At 69.0% G+C, this 21984-nt stretch carries 25 protein-coding genes; 18 read left to right on the top strand and 7 right to left on the bottom strand.

The window, feature by feature from the left end:
- Nucleotides 1-33 precede the first annotated feature (33 nt).
- On the bottom strand, nucleotides 34-540 hold the full coding sequence (locus B2515_RS09595) for a GNAT family N-acetyltransferase (RefSeq protein ID WP_293875982.1): 507 nt from the start codon (nucleotides 538-540) through the stop codon (nucleotides 34-36).
- 78 nt (nucleotides 541-618) lie between these two features.
- Here B2515_RS09595 and crtY point away from each other — a divergent pair, with 78 nt between their 5' ends.
- The 6 genes from crtY to B2515_RS09565 all read left to right on the top strand — a co-directional run bounded on the left by crtY (nucleotide 619) and on the right by B2515_RS09565 (nucleotide 5904).
- Entirely contained in the window at nucleotides 619-1785 is a 1167-nt protein-coding gene (gene crtY, locus B2515_RS09590) for a lycopene beta-cyclase CrtY (RefSeq protein WP_293875981.1), read from the top strand.
- A 25-nt stretch (nucleotides 1786-1810) separates the two neighbouring features.
- Nucleotides 1811-3286 (top strand): phytoene desaturase, encoded by a 1476-nt coding sequence (locus B2515_RS09585; RefSeq protein ID WP_293875980.1) that lies wholly within the window; start codon nucleotides 1811-1813, stop codon nucleotides 3284-3286.
- Nucleotides 3287-3360: 74 nt separating this feature from the next.
- Nucleotides 3361-3756, top strand: a complete 396-nt coding sequence (locus B2515_RS09580) for an endonuclease domain-containing protein (protein WP_293875979.1) — start codon at nucleotides 3361-3363, stop codon at nucleotides 3754-3756.
- On the top strand, nucleotides 3753-4325 hold the full coding sequence (locus B2515_RS09575; RefSeq protein WP_293875978.1) for a septal ring lytic transglycosylase RlpA family protein: 573 nt from the start codon (nucleotides 3753-3755) through the stop codon (nucleotides 4323-4325). Before B2515_RS09580 ends, B2515_RS09575 begins: the two co-directional genes overlap by 4 nt.
- A gap of 51 nt (nucleotides 4326-4376) precedes the next feature.
- Entirely contained in the window at nucleotides 4377-4958 is a 582-nt protein-coding gene (locus B2515_RS09570) for a TIGR00730 family Rossman fold protein (protein ID WP_293875977.1), read from the top strand.
- Nucleotides 4959-4962: 4 nt separating this feature from the next.
- Nucleotides 4963-5904, top strand: a complete 942-nt coding sequence (locus tag B2515_RS09565) for a phytoene/squalene synthase family protein (RefSeq protein ID WP_293876039.1) — start codon at nucleotides 4963-4965, stop codon at nucleotides 5902-5904.
- Between the two features lie 8 nt (nucleotides 5905-5912).
- Here B2515_RS09565 and B2515_RS09560 read toward each other — a convergent pair whose 3' ends face one another.
- The gene (locus B2515_RS09560) at nucleotides 5913-6143 is read right to left on the bottom strand and encodes a hypothetical protein (RefSeq protein ID WP_293875976.1); all 231 of its coding nucleotides are present in this window, start codon (nucleotides 6141-6143) and stop codon (nucleotides 5913-5915) included.
- A gap of 96 nt (nucleotides 6144-6239) precedes the next feature.
- Here B2515_RS09560 and B2515_RS09555 point away from each other — a divergent pair, with 96 nt between their 5' ends.
- The 6 genes from B2515_RS09555 to B2515_RS09530 all read left to right on the top strand — a co-directional run bounded on the left by B2515_RS09555 (nucleotide 6240) and on the right by B2515_RS09530 (nucleotide 12125).
- Nucleotides 6240-8096, top strand: a complete 1857-nt coding sequence (locus B2515_RS09555; protein WP_293875975.1) for an ABCB family ABC transporter ATP-binding protein/permease — start codon at nucleotides 6240-6242, stop codon at nucleotides 8094-8096.
- Between the two features lie 89 nt (nucleotides 8097-8185).
- Complete coding sequence (locus tag B2515_RS09550; RefSeq protein ID WP_293875974.1) at nucleotides 8186-8752, top strand: ComF family protein; 567 nt, start codon at nucleotides 8186-8188, stop codon at nucleotides 8750-8752.
- Nucleotides 8753-8754: 2 nt separating this feature from the next.
- Complete coding sequence (locus tag B2515_RS09545; RefSeq protein WP_293875973.1) at nucleotides 8755-9321, top strand: hypothetical protein; 567 nt, start codon at nucleotides 8755-8757, stop codon at nucleotides 9319-9321.
- A gap of 77 nt (nucleotides 9322-9398) precedes the next feature.
- The gene (gene recQ, locus B2515_RS09540; protein WP_293875972.1) at nucleotides 9399-11168 is read left to right on the top strand and encodes a DNA helicase RecQ; all 1770 of its coding nucleotides are present in this window, start codon (nucleotides 9399-9401) and stop codon (nucleotides 11166-11168) included.
- Between the two features lie 86 nt (nucleotides 11169-11254).
- Entirely contained in the window at nucleotides 11255-11689 is a 435-nt protein-coding gene (locus B2515_RS09535; protein ID WP_293875971.1) for a TIGR01244 family sulfur transferase, read from the top strand.
- A 7-nt stretch (nucleotides 11690-11696) separates the two neighbouring features.
- Nucleotides 11697-12125: a hypothetical protein gene (locus tag B2515_RS09530; RefSeq protein WP_293875970.1), complete on the top strand. Its 429-nt coding sequence runs from the start codon at nucleotides 11697-11699 to the stop codon at nucleotides 12123-12125.
- Nucleotides 12126-12166: 41 nt separating this feature from the next.
- Here B2515_RS09530 and B2515_RS09525 read toward each other — a convergent pair whose 3' ends face one another.
- Nucleotides 12167-13240 carry an alkene reductase gene (locus tag B2515_RS09525; protein WP_293875969.1) on the bottom strand — a complete coding sequence of 358 codons (1074 nt, stop codon included), beginning with the start codon at nucleotides 13238-13240 and terminating at the stop codon, nucleotides 12167-12169.
- Nucleotides 13241-13292: 52 nt separating this feature from the next.
- Between B2515_RS09525 and B2515_RS09520 the strand changes: the two genes are divergently transcribed.
- The 6 genes from B2515_RS09520 to B2515_RS09495 all read left to right on the top strand — a co-directional run bounded on the left by B2515_RS09520 (nucleotide 13293) and on the right by B2515_RS09495 (nucleotide 19326).
- Nucleotides 13293-14243: a DMT family transporter gene (locus B2515_RS09520; protein WP_414711380.1), complete on the top strand. Its 951-nt coding sequence runs from the start codon at nucleotides 13293-13295 to the stop codon at nucleotides 14241-14243.
- The gene (locus B2515_RS09515; protein ID WP_293875967.1) at nucleotides 14240-14893 is read left to right on the top strand and encodes a COQ9 family protein; all 654 of its coding nucleotides are present in this window, start codon (nucleotides 14240-14242) and stop codon (nucleotides 14891-14893) included. Before B2515_RS09520 ends, B2515_RS09515 begins: the two co-directional genes overlap by 4 nt.
- A 90-nt stretch (nucleotides 14894-14983) precedes the next feature.
- Nucleotides 14984-15274, top strand: coding sequence for a FeoA family protein (locus B2515_RS09510; protein WP_293875966.1), 291 nt, complete (start codon nucleotides 14984-14986; stop codon nucleotides 15272-15274).
- A gap of 3 nt (nucleotides 15275-15277) precedes the next feature.
- Nucleotides 15278-17137, top strand: a complete 1860-nt coding sequence (gene feoB / locus B2515_RS09505; RefSeq protein WP_293875965.1) for a ferrous iron transporter B — start codon at nucleotides 15278-15280, stop codon at nucleotides 17135-17137.
- 18 nt (nucleotides 17138-17155) lie between these two features.
- A complete protein-coding gene (gene ssb, locus B2515_RS09500; RefSeq protein ID WP_293875964.1) occupies nucleotides 17156-17737 on the top strand; it encodes a single-stranded DNA-binding protein in 582 nt (193 codons plus the stop codon).
- A 20-nt stretch (nucleotides 17738-17757) separates the two neighbouring features.
- Complete coding sequence (locus B2515_RS09495) at nucleotides 17758-19326, top strand: sensor histidine kinase (protein WP_414711379.1); 1569 nt, start codon at nucleotides 17758-17760, stop codon at nucleotides 19324-19326.
- Between the two features lie 6 nt (nucleotides 19327-19332).
- Here B2515_RS09495 and B2515_RS09490 read toward each other — a convergent pair whose 3' ends face one another.
- From B2515_RS09490 to metX, 4 genes are all read right to left on the bottom strand, one after another.
- On the bottom strand, nucleotides 19333-19740 hold the full coding sequence (locus B2515_RS09490; RefSeq protein ID WP_293875963.1) for a response regulator: 408 nt from the start codon (nucleotides 19738-19740) through the stop codon (nucleotides 19333-19335).
- Nucleotides 19741-19832: 92 nt separating this feature from the next.
- Nucleotides 19833-20423 (bottom strand): methionine biosynthesis protein MetW, encoded by a 591-nt coding sequence (gene metW, locus B2515_RS09485; RefSeq protein WP_293875962.1) that lies wholly within the window; start codon nucleotides 20421-20423, stop codon nucleotides 19833-19835.
- Entirely contained in the window at nucleotides 20420-20863 is a 444-nt protein-coding gene (locus tag B2515_RS09480; RefSeq protein ID WP_293875961.1) for a GNAT family N-acetyltransferase, read from the bottom strand. Before B2515_RS09480 ends, metW begins: the two co-directional genes overlap by 4 nt.
- Nucleotides 20860-21975 (bottom strand): homoserine O-acetyltransferase MetX, encoded by a 1116-nt coding sequence (gene metX, locus B2515_RS09475; protein WP_293875960.1) that lies wholly within the window; start codon nucleotides 21973-21975, stop codon nucleotides 20860-20862. The genes B2515_RS09480 and metX overlap by 4 nt, the downstream gene beginning before the upstream one ends.
- Between the last annotated feature and the right edge of the window lie 9 nt (nucleotides 21976-21984).

The following is a 21984-nucleotide window of genomic DNA, read 5'->3' as shown; positions in this document are numbered from 1 at the left end:
TTCGGCGCGCGGGGATACACGCTGCCCGGCGGGTCAGCGTTCGAACACCAGCGTCGGATGATCGCGATAGCGCGCCTCGCGCACCTCGACATAGCCGAGCCGCGCCGCCAGCCGCCGCGAGGGCGCGTTGCCCGGATCGATGATGCAGGTGGTGCGGGCGATCCCCTGCCCCGTCGCCCAGGCGAGGATCGCGGCGAGCGCCTCGGCCGCATAGCCCTTGCCGTGCGCCGCCGGGGCGAGCGCCCAGCCCATCTCCGGCCAGGCCAGCGGCGGATCGATCGCCCGGCGCGATTCGAGCAGCCCCGCCTCGCCGACCAGCACGCCGTCGGCATTGCGCAGCACCCAGCTGCCATAGCCGAACAGCTGCCACTGGCCGACCGAGCGGAGCAGGCGCAGCCACACGTCCTCGCGCGACCGGGGCACGCCGCCGATCATCGCATAGACCGCCGGGTCGCCCCACATCGCGGTCAGCTCGTCGAGGTCCCCGGGCGCGTGGCCGCGCAGGATCAGGCGGTCGGTGCGGAGGATCGGCACGGTCATGGCTCCATGTCTAAGTCGTGCGGCGGGCATGCGAAACCCGGTTCTCGCACGGAGCGCTTTGGGCTAGGCGCGACCAGGATGGGTAGGACGATCCCTTGCGACGTGGCGATCGTCGGCGGCGGGCTGGCGGGCGGCCTGATCGCGCTCGCGCTGCGGGCGAAGCGCCCCGATCTCGACGTGCGGATCGTCGAGGGCGGGGCGACGCTGGGCGGCGATCACGTCTGGTCGTTCTTCGGCAGCGACGTCGACGCGGCCGACCGCTGGCTGGTGTCGCCGCTGGTGGTGCATGCGTGGCGCGGCTACGACGTCGCCTTTCCGAACCTGACGCGGCAGATCGACGCGACCTATTATTCGCTGACCAGCGAACGGTTCGACGCGGTCGTGCGCGCGGCGCTGCCGGCGCAGGCGGTGATGACGGGCCGCAAGGTGCTGGCGGCGTCGGCGACCGCGGTGGTGCTCGCCGACGGCGACCGGATCGAGGCGAAGGGGGTGATCGACTGCCGCGGGCCGGGCGACCTGTCGGTGCTCGACCTCGGCTGGCAGAAGTTCGTCGGGCAGGAGCTGGCGCTGGCGCAGCCGCATGGCGAGACCGGGCCGCGGGTGATGGACGCGACCGTCGCGCAGATCGACGGCTATCGCTTCGTCTATTGCCTGCCCTTCGCCGAGACCCGGATGTTCGTCGAGGACACCTATTACAGCGACACGCCGGGGCTGGACGGCACCGCGATCGGCGGGCGGATCGCCGATTATGCGCGCAGCCGGGGCTGGCAGGTCGAGGCGGTTGTGCGCGGCGAGGCGGGCGTGCTGCCGATCACCTTGGGGGGCGATTTCGAGGCCTATTGGCGCTCGACCGGCGCCAACGTCGCCAAGGCGGGGATGCGCGCCGGGCTGTTCCAGCCGGCGACCGGCTATTCGCTGCCCGACGCGGTGCGGCTGGCGATCGGGCTCGCGGGCGAGGCGGATCTGTCGGGTGCGGCGCTGGCGCGATTCACCTATGGCCATGCGCGGGCGGCGTGGCGGCGTGGCGCCTTTTACCGCATGCTCAACGCGATGATGTTCCGCGCCGGCGATCCGGCGGAACGTTGGCGCATCATCGAGCGCTTCTACCGGCTGGACCCGATGCTCATCACCCGCTTCTATGCCGGGCGGTCGAGCCTCAAGGACAAGGCGCGCATCCTGACGGGCAAGCCACCGGTGCCGGTGGCCAGCGCGATCAGGGTGTTGCGGACGACGGCGTGGCGCTGAGCCACCGACAGGGATGGAAACGAATATGAAGTCGGCGATCGTCATCGGTGCGGGATTCGGCGGATTGGCGCTGGCGATCCGGCTGCAATCGGCAGGGGTGCAGACCACCATCGTCGAATCGCGCGATAAACCGGGTGGCCGCGCCTATTACTGGGAGCGCGACGGCTTCACCTTCGACGCCGGTCCCACCGTCATCACCGATCCCGCCTGCCTGCAGGAATTGTGGTCGCTGACCGGGCGCGACATGGCCGAGGACGTGACGCTGCAGCCGGTGACGCCCTTCTACCGGCTCAACTGGCCCGACGGCACCAATTTCGACTATACCAACGACGAACCGCTGCTGCAGCGCGAGATCGGCAAGCTCAACCCGGCCGACATCGCGGGCTATCACAAGTTCCTCGAATATGCCGAGGGCGTGTATCGCGAGGGCTATGAGAAGCTCGGCCATGTCGCCTTCCTCGACTTCGCGTCGATGATAAAGGCGGCGCCGGCGCTGGCGAAATACCAGGCGTGGCGGTCGGTCTATTCGATCGTGTCCAAATATGTGCAGAACGAGAAGCTGCGCGAGGCGCTCAGCTTCCACACCCTGCTGGTCGGCGGCAATCCGATGACGACCAGCGCGATCTATGCGCTGATCCACAAGCTGGAGCGCGACGGCGGCGTCTGGTTCGCCAAGGGCGGCACCAACCGGCTGGTCGCCGGGCTGGTCGCGCAGTTCCAGCGGATCGGCGGCACGCTGCGCCTCGGCGATCCGGTCACCGCGATCGAGACGCTGGGCGACCGGGTGACCGGCATCCGCTGTGAGAGCGGCTGGAGCGGCGAGGCGGATGCGGTCGCGGCGAACAGCGACATCATGCACACCTATCGCGACCTGCTGTCGACCTCGCGCAGCGCGCAGCGGACGAAGGCGCGGCTGGAGCGCAAGAGCTATTCGCCGTCGCTGTTCGTCGTTCATTTCGGAATCAAGGGCACCTGGCCCGGCATCCCGCACCACATGATCCTGTTCGGCCCGCGCTATAAGGGGCTGCTCGAGGACATCTACGACCATGGCGTGCTGTCGGAGGATTTCTCGCTCTACCTCCACCACCCGACCGTCACCGATCCGTCGATGGCGCCCGAGGGGCATTCGACCTTCTATGCGCTGGCGCCGGTGCCGCACATGGGCAAGTTCCCGGTCGACTGGAACGAGGTCGGCCCGATCCTCGAAAAGCGCATCCTCGACGAGGTCGGCCGGCGGCTGATCCCCGACATCCACGAGCGGATCGTCACCAAGTTCAGCTATGCGCCGAACGATTTCGCCACCGACCTGAAGGCGCATCTGGGCAGCGCGTTCAGCCTCGAGCCGGTGCTGACGCAGAGCGCCTATTTCCGCGTCCACAACCGCGACGATGCGATCCCAAACCTGTATTTCGTCGGTGCGGGCACGCATCCGGGCGCGGGGATTCCGGGCGTGGTGGGCAGCGCCAAGGCGACCGCGGCGCTGATGCTGGGCGGGCGGTGATGGCCTCCCCTCCCTGACAAGGGAGGGGCCGGGGGTGGGTTGCCCTCCGCATCGCGATCGGCCAGCCTTGGGCGATGCCGCGGATCGCCCCTCGCATGACCGCCCATGCCCGCGCGCTGCGCACCAACGCGACCGAAGCGGAGCGGTTGATATGGCTGCGCCTGCGGTCCTTTCGTCCGCGGTTCACCCGGCAGCTTCCGGTCGGGCGCCACATCGTCGATCTCGCCTGCCGCAGCGCGAAGCTGGCGGTCGAGTTCGACGGGAGCCAGCATGCGGACAATGCGGCCGACGCGACGCGGACGGCGTTTCTGGAGGGCCTCGGCTGGCGTGTCATCCGCTTCTGGAATTCCGACGTGGTGGGCAATCCGGATGGCGTGGCAGCGGCGATTCTGGCAGCCGTCGAGGAATATGGCGGGCCACCCCACCCCCGACCCCTCCCTTCCCGGGAGGGGAGAAGAAGGGACGCATGACGCTCAGGCATAAATTCGGTCTCCCCGCCCTCGCCCTCGCCCTCGCCCTCTCGCTTGCACTCGCGGCCTGCGGTGGCCGGTATCGGCCGGTGAGCGATTTCCCGGTTACGATCGGGCGGCCGTACACCGTCCGTGGCGTCACCTATACGCCCGCCGCCGCGCCGGCGTATGACGCGCTCGGGCTCGCCGGCTGGTACGGCAACGAGTCCGGCGGCCGCACCGCCAATGGCGAGAAATTCCGCGTGAAGGCCATCACCGGCGCGCATACCACCCTGCCGCTGCCGAGCTATGTCGAGGTGACGTCGCTCGCCACCGGGCGGACGATCCTCGTCCGTGTCAACGATCGCGGACCGTTCGCGCGCGGGCGGATCGTCGACCTGTCGCGCGGGGCGGCCGAGCTGCTCGGCATACGGGCGGCCGGTACCGCGGCGGTGCGGGTGCGGCGGGTCGATCCGCCGGAGCGCGACCGCGCCCGGTTGCGCGACGGCAAGGCCGCCGCCGCGCGGCCCGATGCCACGGCCGCGGACCTCGCCGCGTTGCGCGATCGCTGGCGGACGGATGCGCGCTGACGCGGTACCGCGATCTTGCCCGCGCCGGTTCATCGGCGTAGCGGCGGGGACATGAAACGCCTCGCCATCTATTGCGGCTCCGCCACGCCCGCCGACCCCGTCTATATCGACTCCGCCCGTGCGATCGGGCGCACGCTCGCCGAGCGCGGCATCGGCGTCGTCTATGGCGGCGGCCGCCTCGGCCTGATGGGCGCGATCGCCGACAGCGCGCTGGCGGCGGGCGGCGAGGTGATCGGCGTCATCCCGCAGGCACTGGTCGATGCCGAGGTCGCGCACCGCGGCCTGACCGAACTCCATGTCGTTTCGGGCATGCATGCGCGGAAAGCCGCCTTCACCGATCTTGCCGACGGCTTCGTCACCATCCCCGGCGGCACCGGCACGATGGACGAATTGTGGGAGGCGCTGAGCTGGGCGCAGCTCGGCTATCACGCCGATCCGGTCGGCCTGCTCAACGTCGCGGGCTATTACGATCACCTGATCGCCTTCTGGGACAAATCGGCGGAGGTCGGCTTCCTGCGGCCGCAGCATCGCGACCTGCTGATCGTCGACGACACGCTCGACGGGCTGCTGGCGAAGATGGCGGCGCATGTGCCGACCCAGCCGATCGTACGGATGAAGACGTCTGACCTCTGAGGCGCTGCCCTCCCGCGACGCGCCCTCCCGCGACGCCATCGTCGCGACCGCGCACGAATCGATCGCGCGCGGATCGAAGAGCTTCGCCGCGGCGAGCCTGTTGTTCGATCCCGTGACGCGCGAGCGCGCCTGGCTGCTCTATGCCTGGTGCCGCGCCTGCGACGATATCGCCGACGGGCAGGACCATGGCCACACCATGTCGGTGGTCGAGGATGCGCCGCAGCGGATCGCGGCGATGGCGGTGCTGACCGATGCGGCGCTCGCCGGCCGGGCGATCGGCCTGCCCGCCTTCGACGCGTTGCGCATCGTCGCGGGCGAGACGCGGCTGCCGGCGCGCTACGCGCACGACCTGATCCAGGGATTCCGGCTGGATGCGGAGGACTGGCGGCCGCGCACCGAGGACGATCTGCTCACCTATTGCTACCATGTCGCCGGCGTCGTCGGCTGCATGATGGCGGTCATCATGGGCGTCGACCCGGACGATGCGGCGGTGCTCGACCGGGCCTGCGACCTGGGGCTGGCGTTCCAGCTGGCCAATATCGCCCGCGACATCGCCGAGGATGCGGCGGCGGGGCGCTGCTACCTGCCGACCGACTGGCTGGCGGAGATGGATATCGCGCCCGACGCGATCATGGCCGACCCGGCGAAACTCGCCGTGCTGGCGATGCGCCTGACCGACCGCGCCGCGCAGTTCGAGGCGAGCGCGCGGATCGGGACACGCGCGCTGTCGTTCCGCTCGGCCTGGGCGGTGCTTGCCGCCGCCGATATCTATGGCACGATCGGACGCAAGGTCGCCGGTCGTGGCGCGGCGGCATGGGACCGGCGGGTGACGACGTCGAAGGCGGAAAAGCTGCGCTTCATCGCGCAGGCGTGGCGGAATGCGCGGGGCCGGAATGCACTGGCCGACGTGCGGCGCGATCCGACGCTATGGCGCCGGCCGGCCTGAGCCGATCGTCAGAGCGTGCGCACCTTCGCGTCCGCCTTCGCGATCTGCGCGCCCGCGGTGCGGCAGGCGGCACCGATCATCGGATAGGGAACGTCGGTGTTGCGGGCGAGCTGATCGGGCAGCGCCGCGCGACATTGCGCCATCGACTGGTAGCGGGTCGGGACGATCCGAGCCTCGCTGCACTGGACGTTGCCGTCCGCGCAGCCCATGATCGCCATGACGTAGAACAGGGGTTCCATATGCGCCTCACTCTCACGCGGTAAAATCCGCGGGGGTGGCATTATGTTCCGCGCGCTCGCTTTCGCCGCGGGCCGGACGCCCCTACATGCGGTGCAATGCCTCCCGCCGATCCGACCAGCCACACCCGCGCCGACCAGCCGCTGCTGCCGACCCTTCGCCGCTTCCTCCCCTATCTCTGGCCCGCGGGTCAGGCCGGGCTGAAAGCGCGGATCGTCGGCGCGATGACGCTGGTGGTGATGAGCAAGCTCGTCCAGGTGTTTGGCGCCGCCTATACGCTGAAATATGCGGTCGACCGCATGGCGGTCGGGGATCGCGGGCTGGCGACGATCGTGATCCTGCTGGTGGTCGGCTATGCGGCATCGCGCTTTTCGACGACGCTGTTCGACAATGCCCGCAACGCGGTGTTCGAACGCGTCGGGCAGGATGCGACGCGGCGGCTGGCGGCGAACGTCTTCCGCCACCTGCACGGCCTGTCGCTGCGCTTCCATCTGGAGCGGCGCACCGGCGCGGTGACCAAGGTGGTGGAGCGCGGCACCAAGAGCATCGATACGATGCTGTATTTCCTGCTGTTCAACATCGCGCCGACGGTGCTGGAGCTGGCGCTGGTGCTCGGCATCTTCTGGCACAGCTTCGGCTGGCCGCTGGTCGCGGCGACGGTGGCGATGGTCGCGGTCTATATCCTGTTCACGCAGAAGGTGACCGACTGGCGCAACGCGCTGCGCGCGCGGATGAACGACCTCGACACCGGCGCGGTGGCGCATGCGGTCGATTCGCTGCTCAATTTCGAGACGGTGAAGTATTTCGGCGCCGAGGAGCGCGAGGCGAAGCGCTACGATGCGGCGATTTCCGCCTATGCCGCCGCCGCGACCAAGTCGGAAAACAGCCTCGCGTGGCTCAACGTCGGGCAGGCGCTCATCACCAACGTGATGCTCGGCGGCGGCATGGCCTATGTCGCCTGGGGCTGGAGCCAGGGGCGGTTTTCCGCGGGCGACGTCGTGTTCGTCTCGACCCTGCTCGCGCAGCTGTTCCGCCCGCTCGACCTGCTCGGCATGGTCTATCGCACGATCCGCCAGGGGGTGATCGACATGGCGAGCATGTTCGCGCTGATCGATACGCCGGCCGAGGTGGTCGATGCGCCGGGCGCCGCGCCGCTGGCGGTGGGCAAGGGCCATGTCCGGTTCGAGAAGGTGCGCTTCGGCTACGATCCCGGGCGCGCGATCCTGCACGGACTCGACCTCGACATCCCCGCCGGCAGCACCGTCGCGGTGGTCGGGCCGTCGGGCGCGGGCAAGTCGACGCTCGCGCGGCTGATGTACCGGTTCTACGACGTCGGCGAAGGCCGGATCACGATCGACGGGCAGGATATCCGCGACGTGCAGCAGGCCTCGCTGCGCGCCGCGATCGGCATCGTGCCGCAGGACACGGTGCTGTTCAACGACACGATCGGCTACAATATCGCCTATGGCCGCGAGGGCGCCGGCCGCGCCGAGATCGAGGGTGCGGCGCAGGGCGCGGCGATCGCGGGCTTCATCGAGCGCCAGCCCGAAGGCTATGACACCCGCGTCGGCGAACGCGGCCTCAAGCTGTCGGGCGGCGAGAAGCAGCGCGTCGCGATCGCGCGGACGCTGCTCAAGAACCCGCCGATCCTGATCCTCGACGAGGCGACGAGCGCGCTCGACAGCCGGACCGAGGCGGACATCCTCGCGACGCTGCAGGCGATCGAGCGCGGGCGGACGACGATCGTCATCGCGCACCGCCTGTCGACCGTGGTGCACGCAGACCAGATCGTCGTGCTCGACGGCGGCGTGATCGCGGAGCGCGGCACGCATGGCGACCTGCTGCGGCTGGGCGGCCTCTATGCCGAGATGTGGGCGCGGCAGGCGCAGGAGCGCGACGACGACGTGCCCGGCGCGAGCGCCAATGACGAACGGGGCGCGCTGGCGGCGGAATAGACGCCTCCAGAATGGATTAGAAGCGAGTTTAGTGTCGCCAGACTGACCCACATACACATTCCGGCCAGGAACGGGTGGGGAGGTGTGACGTGAAAATAATCGAAGGTCGCTGGGACCGAGGCTTTGCGCTGGACAAGCACACGTTGTCGAGCGTCTATATCGGGGACGATGACAATGGGCACCCTCAGTTCGACACGACGCGGACTGACATCGGCGAGGCTTTGTTCCAGCTCAAATACCGTGACGGCTGGAAGCAGCTGCCGGATCTGGCAGACGCCATGGCACACCAGATACGTTCGGTGTTGGGGCGTATCGACCTGATCGTCCCGATGCCGGCATCCGCGCTGCGATCGCGTCAACCGGTCACGGAGCTAGCGCGCGAAGTCAGTCAGCGGATCGGCGTTCGGATGGATGCGGGAGTGATCCAAAAATCCGCGACACCGCAACTCAAGAACCTTAACGATCGGCAAGCTAAGGATGCAGTCTTGACCGATGCCTTCTCGATTCAAGACGACAGCCTCGGCGACGGGCATTTTGACGTGCTACTTATCGACGATCTGATCCATACCGGCGCTTCTCTCGACGCCGCTTGCGATGCCCTGCGGACATCGCACAAGATCAGAATGGTGTATGTGGCCGTATTGACTTGGAGGTAACGGTGCCGACCAGCGGGACGGTGTTCATCGCAGGATCGATCGCGATCAGCCGGCTGCATCCGGTCGTATGCGATCGCATCACCAATGCCGTCGACCGCGACATGGCGGTCGTCGTCGGCGATGCGGATGGTGCCGACACCGCGATCCAGCGCGTTCTGGCAGACCTGCAAACCGCATCTGTCACCGTCTATTGCAGTGGTGACAAGCCCCGCAACAACATCGGCGACTGGCCGGTGGAGCACATATATCCCGACGCCCCATCAGGCACGCGTCGTTGGTTTACGGCCAAAGATCTCGCGATGGCCGAGGCTGCCGACTACGGTCTCATGATCTGGGATTCGCGCAGCACCGGAACGCTATCGAATGTCATCGAATTGCTGGGCGCGAACAAGAAATCCGTCGTGTTCGTGAATAAGAACAAGGAATTTGTCAGAGTTTCCGACCTCGACGGTCTTGACCGGTTGATCGCGATGATGTCCGCCACGGCGAGGGATAAGGCGGAACAGAAAATTCGTCTGACCAACAAGATCTCGGCTCTCCGACATCAGCAGGGTGCACTCACCTTCTGAGGATCGATAGCGACCGTCATGAGCCACCGGTAACCGAGCCTCGACGCTGCCGCCCCTCGCGCCTACATGCCCGAACGATGATCCCCGATCCCCTGCCCACCCTGTCGCGCGTCTTCGGCTTTCCCGGTTTTCGCGGGGTGCAGGCGGATGTGGTCGAGCGGGTGCTGGCGGGCGAGCGGACGCTGGGCGTGATGCCGACCGGCGCGGGCAAGTCGCTCTGCTACCAATTGCCCTCGGTGATGCTGGAGGGGACGTGCGTCGTCGTCAGCCCGCTGATCGCGCTGATGCACGACCAGCTGCGCGCCGCCGAGGCGGTGGGCATCCGCGCCGCGACGCTGACCAGCGCCGACCAGAATCGCGCCGAATCGATCGCGCGGTTCCGGGCGGGCGAACTCGACCTGCTCTATATCGCGCCCGAACGCGCCTCGACCGGGCATTTCCGCGAGCTGCTCGGCAGCGCGAAGCTCAGCCTGTTCGCGATCGACGAGGCGCATTGCGTCAGCGAATGGGGCCATGATTTCCGCCCCGACTATCGCCTGCTCGCGCCGCTGATGGATGCGTTTCCGGACGTGCCGCGGCTGGCGCTGACCGCGACGGCGGACGAGCATACCCGCAGCGACATCCTGCAGCAGCTCGGCATCCCGCAGGACGGGCTGATCGTCTCCGGCTTCGACCGGCCTAACATCCGCTATGCGATCACCCCCAAGGCGAACACGTCGAAGCAGATCGCCGACGTCATCGCCGCGACGCCCGGCCCCGGCATCGTCTATGCGCAGACCCGCGCCGCGACCGAGAAGCTGGCCGAGGCGCTGGCACGGACCGGGCGGCCGACGCGGGCCTATCATGCCGGGCTCGACGCGCACATCCGCCAGAAGAACCAGGCCGATTTCGTCGCGAGCGAGGATATGGTGATCTGCGCGACGGTGGCGTTCGGCATGGGGATCGACAAGCCCGACGTCCGCTTCGTCGCGCATGCCGGCCTGCCGAAATCGATCGAAGCCTATTATCAGGAAACCGGCCGCGCCGGGCGCGACGGCGATCCGGCGGTGGCGCACCTGTTCTGGGGCGCGGAGGATTTCGCCCGCGCCCGGCAGCGCATCGGCGAGGTCGAGCCCGAGCGGCAGGCGGGCGAGCGCACGCGCCTCGCCGCGCTCGGCGCGCTGGTCGAGACGGCGGGGTGCCGCCGCCGCATCCTGCTCAAGCATTTCGGCGAGGACCGGCTGGAGGATTGCGGCAATTGCGACAATTGCCTCGGCAGTCCCGATGCGGTCGACGCGACGCAGACCGCGATGAAATTCCTGTCGGCGGTGTTCCGCACCGGGCAGTTGTTCGGCGCGGGCTATATCGAGCAGGTGCTGCTCGGCCAGTCGACCGAGCGCAGCGTCGATCGCGGCCATGAGACGCTGTCGGTCTGGGGGATCGTCGAGGGCGAGGAGGCGGCGCTGGTCAAGCCGGTGGCGCGGCAGTTGCTGCTGCGCGACGCGCTGCGCACCAATGCGCATGGCGGGCTGGAGTTCGGCCCGGGCGCGCGCCCGATCCTGAAGGAGGGCGCGCGGGTGACGCTGGTCCTGCCGCCGAAGCGGACGCGGTCGCGGAAGCGCGATGCCGGCGTCGCCGCCAATCCGGCGGACAATCCGCTGTTTGAGGCGCTGCGCACCTGCCGCCGCGACCTCGCCAAGGCGGCGGGGGTGCCGCCCTATGTGATCTTCCACGATTCGGTGCTGCGCGACATGGCGGCGCAGCGGCCGGCGAGCCGCGCCGAGCTGATGCACCTGTCGGGCATCGGCGCGCGCAAGCTCGACGCCTATGGCGATGCCTTCCTCGACGTGATCCGCGCCACGGGCTGAGGCCGGCGCCATACGATCTGTCGCAAAGCCATCCAAAGCCGACCAAAACAGCTGACGCGCCACGGCTGATCGCGTATCGGCACCGGATGGCCGACATCCGCACCATCAACGAATCCGTCAGCGTCGCTCCGCAGATCACCGTCGACGACATCGTCGCGATCAAGGCGGCGGGGTTCGTCGCGATCGTCAACAACCGTCCCGACGAGGAAGAGGCGGGCCAGCCGGCCGGCGATGCGATCCGCGCGGCGGCAGAGGCGGCGGGGCTCGCCTATGTCGCGATCCCGATCACCCATGCCGGATTCTCGCACCCGCAGATCGACGCGATGACGCAGGCGCTGACCGCGGCCGACGGCCCGGTGCTCGCCTATTGCCGCTCCGGCACGCGCAGCTGCAACCTGTGGGCGCTGGCCGCGGCCAAGGCCGGGCGCAATCCCGACCTGCTGGTCGGCCAGGCCCGCGCCGCCGGCTACGACCTGTCGGGGATGCGGCCGACGCTGGACGCGCTGGCCGGCGGGCAGTGAGCCCCACGTGACCGACGACATGCTCCTTATCGGCATTGCGGCGGGCGTGGTCGCGGTGCTGGCCGCCGTTGCGCTCGCGTGGCGGCTGCTGGGACGTCGCACGACGCGGATCGCCAGCCCCGAAGAGGCGGCGGACGCGGCAGAACAGGCGCTCGCCGGCTTTGCGACGCAGGGCGCGGTGGTCGGTGCCGATGGCGGCGGCGCGCTCGCGGTCGACCGTGCCGGCCGCGTCGCGGTGATGAAGCGCGACGGCAAGAGGATGGCGGTGCGCGAGGTCGCCTGGGTCGCGCTGCGCTCCACCGCCGAGGGCATCCTGATCGACACCGGCGAACGCCGGCTGGGCGAGATCCTGGTCGCCGGCGTCGACGCGCTCGACGTCCGCCGCCTCGCCCCCGCGGACCTCAAGCGGCTCGTCCCGGAACTGCGCCGCGCCTGACCCTGCCCCCCTCCCGCAACGGGAGAGGGGCAGGTCGGTCGTTACGCCGCTTCGGTTTCGAGCGCCGGATAGTCGGTGTAACCCTCCGGACCCGTCGAATACCACGTCTTCATATCGTCCGCGTTGAGCGGGGCGCCGCGGCGGAAGCGTTCGACGAGGTCGGGGTTGGCGATGAACTTGCGGCCGAAGGCGATGCCGTCGGCGACGCCCGAATCGAGGTCCGCCTGCGCGGCGTCGCGGCTGTAATCCTGGTTGAGGATCAGCGGCCCCTTGAACACCTTGCGGATTGCGGGGCTGAGCTTGGGCACGTCGCTGCTGCCGAAGGTGCCGTCGGGTGCCTGTTCGCGCAGCTCGAGGAAGGCGATGCCAAGCGCATCGAGCGCCGCGGCGGCGGGGACGAAGACGCTGACGGGGTCGCTGTCGTCCGCCCCCTGCGTCTCGCCGTTCGGCGACAGGCGGATGCTCGTGCGGCCCGCGCCGATCGCGTCGATCACGCGCGCCACCGCTTCGCGCATGAAGCGGATGCGGTTTTCGGGGCTGCCGCCGTAATCGTCGTCGCGCAGATTGGTGCCGTCGCGCAGGAACTGGTCGATCAGATAGCCATTGGCGCCGTGCAGCTGGACGCCGTCGAAGCCGGCGCGGATCGCGTTGGTCGCCGCGGAGGCATAATCGTCCTGCGCGCGCCTGATGTCGTCCAGCGTCGCCGCCTGCGCCTCGCCATAGGGGTTTTCGGGCTTGTGATAGGGCGCGCGCGTCGCCGAGGACGACAGCGGCGTCATGCCGATCACGTCGGGCCGCGACAGCCGGCCCATGTGCCAGATCTGCGCGACGATCCGGCCGCCGGCCTCGTGCACCGCCGCGGTCACCGGCTTCCATGCCTCGACCTGCGCCTCGGTCCACAGGCCCGGCGCGTTGGGCCAGCCGAGCCCCTGCCGGCTGATGCCGGTGCCTTCGCTGATGATGAGCCCGGCGCCGGCGCGCTGGCGATAGTAATCGACCATGATGTCGGTCGGCACGTGATCGTCGGTGGCGCGACCGCGGGTCAGCGGCGACATGAGGATGCGGTTGGCGGCGGGGATGTCGCCCAGCTGGATGGGATCGAAAAGGCTCGGCATGGTTGCTCCGTAAGTGGCCTGACGAACGGGAAATAGGGGGCTACAGGGCGGCATGCATCAGCCACGGACCCCAAGAAAAACTGTCCCGGCGGCAACCGTGGCGGTTGACGCTACGGCAACCGTCGGTCTCGCGTTTCTGGCCCTGGTGATCGGCAATGTCGCGCTGGCGTTCGGGCCGTGGTTCGTCCGGCTTGCCGATGTCGGGCCGGTGGCGGCGGGATTCTGGCGGATCACGCTGGCGATGCCCCTGCTCGCCGCGCTGGCGCTGGCGCGGGGCGCGCGGCCGGTGGCGATGACGCGCGGCATGTGGGCGATGCTGGCGATCGGCGGCGTCGCCTTCGCCGCCGATCTCGCCAGCTGGCACCTCGGCATCCTGCGCACGACGATGACCAATGCGACGCTGTTCGGCAATGCCGCCATCCTGATCTATCCGATTTACGGCTTCCTCGCCGCGCGCAGCTGGCCGACGCGGGCGCAGGGGATCGCACTGGCCCTCGCCGCGATCGGCGCCGGCCTGCTGATGGGGCGGTCGTATCAGGTCGACCCGCGCAACTTCGCCGGCGACCTGCTCTGTATCGTCGCGGGCATTCTCTACACCGTCTATTTCATCGTCATGGCGCAGGTGCGCGCGACGATGCGGCCGCTGCCGGCGCTGGCGCTGGCGAGCGCCGCCACCGCCTTGCCGCTGCTGGTGTTCGCGCTGCTGCTGCACGAACAGGTGACGCCGCAGCACTGGACGCCGCTGCTCGGGCTGGCGCTGGTCAGCCAGGTGCTGGGCCAGGGCTGCATGATCTTCGCGCTCGGCCAATTGTCGCCGCTGGTCGTCGGCATCGGCCTGCTGGTCCAGCCGATCGTCGCCGGCGCGGTCGGCTGGATCGAATATGGCGAACGGTTGCAGGGACCGGATTGGGTCGGCGTGGCGTTGGTCGCACTGGCGCTGGTGCTGGTGCGCCGCGCCGAGGTTGCGCCGGCGAGGACGGTAGCGCAGGAGGTGGGATCATGACGCAGGACCTGACACTCGACGAGATCCGCGATGCCCTCGCGCCCGGCATCGCCGACAATGCGGCGTTCGACGGCTGGGGCGACGCGGCACGCGACATGGCGGCGGACGCGGCCGGGATCGATCGCGACGTGGCGCGGCTCGCCTTCCCGGACGGCGCGGTCGACATGATCGATGCGTGGTTCGCCGGAATCGACCGGCAGATGGCGGAGCGGCTGCCGGCGGAAACCCTGGCGGCGATGAAGATCCGCGCGCGGATCACCGCGCTGGTCGAGGCGCGACTCGATGCGGTGGCGATCAACCGCGAATCGCTGCGCCGGGCCGTCGCGATCCTCGCGCTGCCGCAGAACCTGACGCGCGCGGCGCGGCTCGGCTGGCGCAGCGTCGACCTGATGTGGCGCATGGCCGGCGACACCGCGACCGATTACAACCATTACACCAAGCGCACGATCCTGCTCGGCGTCTATGGCGCGACGGTGACGGTGTTCCTCGACGACGACAGCGAAGGCCATGCCGACACGCGCGCCTTCCTGTCGCGGCGGATCGACGGGATCATGCGCTTCGAAAAGGGCAAGACGGCGTTCGTGAAGCGCTACGAGCATCGCCCCAGCCTGTCGCGCTTCGTCGGCCGGCTGCGGTATCCGGTCGTCTAGGCCGGTCGTCTAAACCGGTCGTACGGGCGTGCGGCGAAGCGAGCCGGTGCGGCTTTACTCCCACGACCGTAAATGATAATCACTCGCAGCATGGATATGTCGCGTACCGTCGTGCCCGCCGCTCACACCGTCCTCGACCTCGTGTCGCTGCCGCGGCGCCAGCCGGCGACCGTCGCCGCGATCGACTGGACCCGACTGGCGCTGCCCGAGGCGCGGCGCCTGCGCGAACTCGGGTTCGACGAGGGCGTGCCGGTCGAGGTGCTGCACCGCGCCTCGCTGGGCGGCGGGCCGATCGCCTGCCGGATCGGCCGGATGACCGTCGCGCTGCGGCGTGCGGTCGCGGGTGCGATCCATGTCGCCCCGGCGCTACCCGCCGAATAACCGGTGCACGCATCCCCGCTGGTCGCGCTGGTCGGCAATCCCAATGCCGGCAAGAGCGCGCTGTTCAACGCGCTGACCGGCGCGCGGCAGAAGGTCGGCAATTATCCCGGCGTGACCGTCGAGCGCCATTCGGGCCGGCTGGTGCTCGACGACGGTCGCCCGGTCGAACTGATCGACCTGCCCGGCGCCTATAGCCTCGAACCGTCCAGCCCCGACGAGCGCGTCACCCGCGACGTCGTCACCGGCGCGAGCAGTCTCGAACGGCTGCCCGACGCATTGGTGGTGGTGGTCGATGCCGCCAATCTCGACAACCATCTGCGCTTCACGCTGCAGCTGATCGCGCTCGGCCTGCCGGTGGTGGTCGCGCTCAACATGGTCGACCTTGCCGAGCGCGACGGGCTGACGCTGGATGCGGCGGTGCTGGCGCGCGAGCTCGGCGTGCCCGTCATCCCGACCGTCGCGGTGCGCAAGCGCGGTCTCGACGCGCTGCGCGCGGCGCTGGACGATGCGCTCGCCGGCGGTGCGCGCCGCACGCCCGACGTCGGCGCGGGGACGCAGGACGACATCGTCCACCTGCAGCGCCGCGCCCGCCAGATCGCCACCGCGGCGACCGTGTCGGAGACGGCGGGGCGACGCTGGGCGCATATGCTCGATTCGGTCGCGCTGCATCCGGTGGCGGGGCCGCTGCTGCTGGTCACCATCCTGTTCGTGATGTTCCAGGCGGTGTTCACCTGGGCGAGCGTGCCGGCCGACGCGATCGATGCCGGTTTCGGCTGGCTGCAGGATGCGATCAAGACCTCGATGCCCGACGGCTTCGTCCGCTCGCTGCTGACCGACGGCCTGATCGCCGGCGTCGGCGCGGTGATCGTCTTCCTGCCGCAGATCCTGATCCTGTTCCTGTTCATCCTCGTGCTCGAATCGTCGGGCTATATGGTCCGCGCCGCCTTCCTGATGGACCGGCTGATGGCGACGGTCGGCCTGTCGGGCCGCGCGTTCATCCCGCTGCTGTCGAGCTTCGCCTGCGCGGTTCCCGGGATCATGGCGACGCGGACGATCGACGACGAGAAGGACCGGCTGACGACGATCCTGATCGCGCCGCTGATGACGTGCAGCGCGCGCTGGCCGGTCTACACGCTCATCATCGGTGCGATGATCCCCAACACGCCGCTGTTGCCGTTCGTGCGGTTGCAGGGCGTGGTGATGTTCGCGCTGCTCGTGATCGGCATCGCCGGCGCCTATGTCGCCGCGCTGATCCTGCGCCGCACCGTTACCAAGGGCGCCTCGTCCGGCTTCATGATGGAGATGCCGAAATACCAGGTGCCGCGGATCGGCGACGTGCTGATCGGCCTGTGGCAGCGCGCGATCATCTTCCTGAAGCGCGCCGGCACGATCATCGCCGCGACGACGATCGTGCTGTGGCTGCTGCTCAGCTTTCCCAAGCCCCCCGAGGGCAGCGGGATCAGCCCGGTCGATTATTCGATCGGCGGGCGCATCGGCCATGGCATCGAATATGTCGTCAAGCCGATCGGCTTCAACCGCGACATCGCGCTGGCGCTGCTGCCGGCGATGGCGGCGCGCGAGGTCGCGGTGTCGGCGATCGGCACCGTCTATGCGATCGACGATGCCGAGGGCAGCGGCGCCGACCGCATCACCGACCAGATCCGCGGCCGTTGGACGCTGCCAACCGCGCTCGCCTTCCTGATGTGGTTCGTGTTCGCGCCGCAGTGCATTTCGACGATCGCGGTCACCCGGCGGGAAACGAACGGGTGGAAATGGCCGCTGTTCATGGTTGGCTATTTGTTCGCCGCCGCCTACATCATGGCCGGGATCACATACTGGCTGGCGGTGTTCGCCGGCCTCTAGACAGTTTCGGGGCAAGTCATGGCGGGCAGCGTCAACAAGGTCATTCTCGTCGGCAACCTGGGGCGCGACCCCGAATCGCGGGCGTTCCAGAACGGCGGCAAGGTCGTCAATTTGCGCATCGCCACGTCCGAATCGTGGAAGGACAAGATGTCCGGCGAGCGCAAGGAAAAGACCGAATGGCATTCGGTCGCGATCTTCAACGAAGGGCTCGCCAACGTCGCCGAACGCTTCCTGCGCAAAGGGTCGAAGGTCTATATCGAGGGCGCGCTGCAGACCCGCAAATGGCAGGATCAGCAGGGCAACGACAAATATTCGACCGAGATCGTGCTGCAGGGCTTCAACAGCGTGCTGACGATGCTCGATGGCCCGAACGGCGGCCAGGGCGGCGGCGGTGGTGCCGGCGGCGCGCGCGGCGGCGGTGACGACTGGAGCGGCGGCGGTGACTTCGGTGGCGCCTCGTCCGGTGGCGGCTATGGCGGCGGCGGCAGCGGCGGCCGGTCCGGCGGCGGCAGCGCCCCGGCGGGCGGCGGCGCAGGCCGTGGCGGCTTTGGCCAGGGTGGAGGCTTCGCCGACGATCTCGACGACGACGTGCCGTTCTGAGCACGCCGCCGACCACCCCGATGCTCGATCCCGACCTGCTGTGCGGCAGCGCCGTAGCGGCGCCGTCGCCGGTCGCACGCGGCTGGCAGGTCGACGAGGCGGTGCGCACCGCCGCGATGCAGACCTATGACCTCGAATCCTTGCGCAACAGCGCGGCGCTGAAGCGGATCACGGATTTCGCCGCGGCGCTGTGCGACACGCCGGTCGCGCTGGTCAGCCTCGTCGAGGAATCGCGCCAGACCTTCATCTCGCGCACCGGCCTCGACCTCACCGAGACTTCCCGCGAGACGTCCTTCTGCGCGCATGCGATGCTGGAGGACGAGATCATGGTCGTCCCCGACGCGACGCACGATCCGCGCTTCGTCAACAATGCGCTGGTCACCGGCGACCTGCACATCCGCTTCTACGCCGGCGCGCCGCTGGTGTCGGACGACGGCATCCCGCTGGGATCGCTGTGCGTGATCGATACCGAACCGCGCGAGGGGCTGACGCCGCTGCAGTTGCAGGGGCTGGCGACGCTGGCCGACAACGTCATGGCGCGGCTGCGCGACAGCCGCGACGCCGCCGCATGGCGCGCCGCTGAACGCGACACCCGCCGCCAGCTGTCCGACAGCGAGGACCGGTTCCGCACGCTCGCCGACACGATGCCGCAGATGGTCTGGTCGACGCTGCCCGACGGCTATCACGATTATTACAACGCGCGCTGGTACGAATTCACCGGCACGCCGGAAGGATCGACCGATGGCGAGGGCTGGAACGGCGTCTTCCATCCCGAGGATCAGGAGCGCGCATGGGGCGTGTGGCGGCATTCGCTGACCACGGGCGACCCCTATCAGATCGAATATCGGCTGCGCCATTTCGACGGCACCTATCGCTGGGTGCTCGGCCGCGCGCTGCCGATCCGCGATGCCGACGGCCAGATCACGCGCTGGTTCGGCACCTGCACCGACATCCACGAGCAGAAGCTGGCGCTGCACGAGCGCGAGGTCATCAGCCAGGAGCTGTCGCACCGCATCAAGAACATCTTCGCGGTGATCTCCGGCCTGATCTCGTTCGCGGCGCGCAGCCGGCCCGATTTCGCGCCGATCGCCGCCGATCTGCGCCAGCGGATCACCGCGCTCGGCCGCGCGCACGATTTCGTCCGCCCGCACAGCCCCGCGTCGCGGCCGTCGGCGCAGCAGGACAGCCTGCACGGCCTGCTCGGCGAACTGTTCGAACCCTATCGCCGCAGCGACCGGCAGCCGCTGACCATCGTCGGCGACGAAATCGCGATCGACGACCGGTCGGCGACGCCGCTCGCGTTGTTGTTCCACGAGCTGGCGACCAACGCGACCAAATATGGCGCGCTGTCGACGGATGAGGGCGAAGTCGAGGTCGCGATCGCCCGCGACGACGACCGCGCGACGCTGCGCTGGAGCGAGCGCGGCGGGCCTGCGGTGGTCGCGCCGACCGGGCCGCAGGGCTTCGGCAGCCAGCTGATCGAACTGTCGGCGGTGCGCCAGCTCGGCGGGACGGTGTCACGCGACTGGCAGCCGGAGGGACTGGTGATGACGGTGCAGATCCCGCTGACGGCGTTCAGCCGCCCCTGAGGGCGATCAGCCCGCAGTCGGCCGCAGCAGCACGATATCGTCATTGGCCGGCGCGGCGAGGCCGGCATCGTCGCTCGCCATCGCTGCCGCCGCCAGGATCGCGGCCTCGCTAAACGGTTTGCGGATATAGCCGATCGCGCAATCGCCATCGCAGTCGATCTGCGACGGGTTGGCGGTGACGAACACCACCTTGACCCCGTAATCGCGCGCCATGCGCTCGGCGATGCCCGGGCCGGTGGCGCCGTCGCGCAGGTTGACGTCGACGAAGGCGAAGCCGCATCCCGGCGCCGCCTCGATCGCGCTGGCACTGTCGGCGGCGATCGCGGCGACGTGATAGCCCGCATCGATCAGGATACGCTCAAGGTCGAGGGCTACGAAAATCTCGTCCTCAACGATTAAGGCTGTCTTGGTCATGGTGATCCTAGGCTTGGCCTTGCCAAACACAGATCAATCACTTTGGTTCCGGAATGTTAAGCTAAAAAAGTTCGGAACGGACATTCCAACGACTACCGGCGCAGCAGGAACACCGCATGTTGCGCGAGTAGATTGGCCGCCGCGGAGCTGCGCTGGCGGTCGCCGGACAGGAACCAGGCGTCCTCCACGACGACCCGCCGCGCATGTAGGAAGGCGCGGAAATCGTCGATCGTCACATGGTGGATGTTGGGCGTGTCATACCATTGTTCGGGCAATTGCCGCGTGACGGGCATGCGGCCGCCCCACAGCAGCGACAACCGGATGCGCCATTGCGCGAAATTGGGGAAGCTGACGAAGGCGCGCGCGCCGATGCGCAGCAGATGGTCGAGCACCAGATCGGGCGCGCGCGCGGTCTGCAACGTCTGGCTGAGGATCGCATAGTCGAAGCTGCGATCGGGATAGCCGGCAAGATCGACGTCGGCATCGCCCTGGATCACCGACAGGCCGCGCGCGACCGCGGCGGCGACGTTGCCGGCGTCGATCTCCAGCCCGCGCGCATCGCAGCCGCGCCGGTCGCGCAGCGCCGCCATCAGCGCGCCGTCGCCGCAGCCGACGTCGAGCACCCGCGCGCCGGGCGCGACATGGTCGGCGATCACCGCGAGGTCCGGGCGCAGCAGGCTCATCGGGCCGCCCGCAGCATCGCCGCCGCCTCCGCCGACAGCCGCTCCATGTAGCGGTCGGGGCGCAGCGGTGCATGGAAGCCGAGCGCCTCGTACACGCCATGCGCATCGGCGGTGACCAATGCGATCCGGCGGATGCCGGCGAATGCCGGGTGGTCGACGAACCAGCCGACCATGCGCCGCCCCAGCCCCTGCCCGCGCGCGACTTCGTCGATCCAGACGTCGGCGATCCAGGCGAAGGTGGCATGATCGGTGATCGCACGCGCGAAGCCGACCTGTTCGCCGCCATGCGCGTCGTCGCGATAGGCGCCGAGGCAATGCGATCCGGCGATGGCGCGTTCGACCAATGCGCGGTCGATGCCGGGCGACCAGTAGCTCGACGCCAGCCAGCCATGAATCCGTGCGACATCCAGCCGCGCGCGGTCGTCGTCCAGCGCGATCATCGGCCCCCCTTCAGGAATCCGTCGACCACCCGGTTCAGCTCCGGCGCGTCGAGCAGGAAGGCGTCATGGCCATAGGGGCTCGACAGTTCGACGAAGCTGACCGGCGCGCCGGCGGCGTTGAGCGCCTGCACGATGCTGCGCGATTCGACCGTCGGATACAGCCAGTCGGTGTCGAAGCTGACGAGGCAGAAGCGCGCGGCGGTGCCGCGAAAGGCGTTGGCGAGCATCCCGCCATGTTCCTCGGCGAGGTCGAAATAGTCCATCGCGCGGGTGATATAGAGATAGCTGTTGGCGTCGAACCGGTCGACGAAGCTCAGCCCCTGATGGCGCAGGTAGCTTTCGACCTGGAAATCGGCATCGAAGCCGAAGCTCTTGGCCTCCCGCGCCTGCAGCCGCCGGCCGAATTTTTCGGTCAGTCCCGCCTCGGACAGATAGGTGATGTGCGCCGCCATCCGCGCCACGGCGAGGCCGGCGGCGGGTGGTTCGCCGCCGTAATAATCGCCCCCCTGCCATTTCGGGTCGGCCATGATCGCCTGCCGCCCGACCTCGTGGAACGCGATGTTCTGCGCGGTATGGCGCGCGGTGGAGGCGATCACCGCCAGCGCGTCCATGCGGTCGGGGAAGGTGGCGGCCCAGCTGAGCGCCTGCATGCCGCCCATCGATCCGCCGACCACCGCCTTCAGCCGCGTCACGCCGAGATGGTCGAGCAGCATCGCCTGCGCGCGCACCATGTCGCGGATGGTGATGACCGGGAACGCCATGCCCCATGGCCGCCCCGTCGCCGGGTTGACGCTCGCCGGGCCGGACGAGCCCATGCAGCTGCCGATGACGTTGCTGCAGACGACGAAGTCGCGCGCCGGGTCGATCGGCTTGCCCGGCCCGATCATCCGCGTCCACCAGCCGGGCTTGCCGGTGCGCGGGTGATCCGACGCGACATGCTGGTCGCCGGTCAGCGCATGGCAGACGAGGATCGCATTGCCGCCGTCGGGCGCGAGCGTGCCATAGGTTTCGTAGGCGATCTCGACCGGCGACAGCAGCACGCCGCCGTCGAGGCGCAGCGGCCCCGGCAGCGTGACGTGGCGCCCGGTTCCGAACCGCTGATCGTCGCTCATCGCCCGGGT

It is taken from the genome of Sphingomonas sp. UBA978 (assembly GCF_002292295.1).
GTDB lineage: Bacteria > Pseudomonadota > Alphaproteobacteria > Sphingomonadales > Sphingomonadaceae > Sphingomonas.
Note: the sequence above shows the minus strand (reverse complement) of the source record. Positions and strands in the feature narration are given on the sequence as shown.